The organism is Mycobacterium sp. E3247, assembly GCF_001667785.1.
Lineage (GTDB): Bacteria > Actinomycetota > Actinomycetes > Mycobacteriales > Mycobacteriaceae > Mycobacterium.
Window position 1 is genome coordinate 1 of the sequence record NZ_LZJG01000019.1, and the last position, 1,325, is coordinate 1,325.

Annotated in this window: 2 protein-coding genes and 1 pseudogene; all 3 read left to right on the forward strand. The window is 67.8% G+C overall.

What is annotated here, in order from left to right; all coding sequences use genetic code 11:
- Positions 1-123 precede the first annotated feature (123 nt).
- Positions 124-438, forward strand: a complete 315-nt coding sequence (gene mihF, locus A9X04_RS00720; protein WP_007171927.1) for an integration host factor, actinobacterial type — start codon at positions 124-126, stop codon at positions 436-438.
- 49 nt (positions 439-487) lie between these two features.
- The gene (gene gmk / locus A9X04_RS00725; RefSeq protein WP_102417884.1) at positions 488-1,147 is read left to right on the forward strand and encodes a guanylate kinase; all 660 of its coding nucleotides are present in this window, start codon (positions 488-490) and stop codon (positions 1,145-1,147) included.
- 55 nt (positions 1,148-1,202) lie between these two features.
- A pseudogene (locus tag A9X04_RS00730) lies at positions 1,203-1,325 on the forward strand (DNA-directed RNA polymerase subunit omega); the annotation flags it as partial.

A 1,325-nucleotide genomic window follows, 5' to 3' on the forward strand; every position in this document is an offset into this window, starting at 1 on the left:
TTAACCAGGGGGTCGGGTTAGATTTCGTCAGGAGGCCTGAGTACGGTCGTCTCCGCTGGCTGAAGTACCCGGCAGAGACAAAAAGAGATCGATTGACAGTGATTGATCAGATACGGAGGAATCGTGGCCCTTCCCCAGTTGACCGACGAGCAGCGCGCGGCCGCGTTGGAGAAGGCGGCTGCCGCACGTCGAGCGCGAGCAGAGCTCAAGGACCGGCTGAAGCGCGGCGGCACCAACCTCACCCAGGTGCTCAAGGACGCCGAGACCGACGAAGTCCTGGGCAAGATGAAGGTTTCCGCGCTGCTTGAGGCGTTGCCCAAGGTGGGCAAGGTCAAAGCGCAGGAAATCATGACCGAGCTGGAGATCGCCCCTACCCGCCGCCTGCGCGGCCTCGGCGATCGGCAGCGCAAGGCCCTGCTGGAAAAGTTCGGCTCCTAACCCGGCCTCGGCCAACCCGCCCTGTGGGCGCGCCGGCCCAGGAGGGCCAGTGAGCGCCGGCGGGGGACCGGACGCCGAGCACGGGACGCGTCCCACACCACCGGGTAAGGGACGCGTGGTCGTGCTGTCCGGTCCCTCCGCGGTCGGCAAGTCGACGGTGGTCCGGTGCCTGCGCAAGCGGATTCCGGACCTGCATTTCTCCGTCTCGGCCACGACGCGGTTGCCGCGGCCGGGCGAGGTCGACGGCGTCGACTACCACTTTGTCAGCCCCGCCCGTTTCCAGCAGCTCATCGACGACGGCGCGCTGCTGGAGTGGGCCGAGATCCACGGCGGACTGCACCGATCGGGCACCCTGGCCGAGCCGGTGCGAAAAGCCACCGCCGCGGGGATCCCGGTGCTCATCGAGGTCGACCTGGCCGGCGCGCGGGCGGTCAAGCGGGCGATGCCCGAGGCCATCACCGTGTTCCTGGCGCCGCCCAGTTGGGAAGACCTGGAGGCCAGGCTCGTCGGCCGCGGTACCGAAACGCCGGAGGCCATGCGGCGTCGGCTGGAGACCGCCCGCGTCGAGATGGCGGCCCGGGACGACTTCGACGAGGTCGTGGTCAACCGTCAATTGGAGTCTGCGTGCGCCGAATTGGTATCCTTGCTGGTGAATACTGCGCCGGCTCCGCATGACCCGTCCGGCCAGACCAAATCCGATCGAGACTGAGCATCGAATCGCCGGCGGTACCAGCCGCTGTAATCCGCCAAGGAGAACGACCTAAGTGACTACTTCGCAGTCCGACGCGGCATTGGCCGCCGTCCCCGACCGGTTCGACCCGTCGGCGGGCGGACAACGCGCCTACGACACCCCGCTGGGCATCACCAACCCGCCCATCGACGAGCTG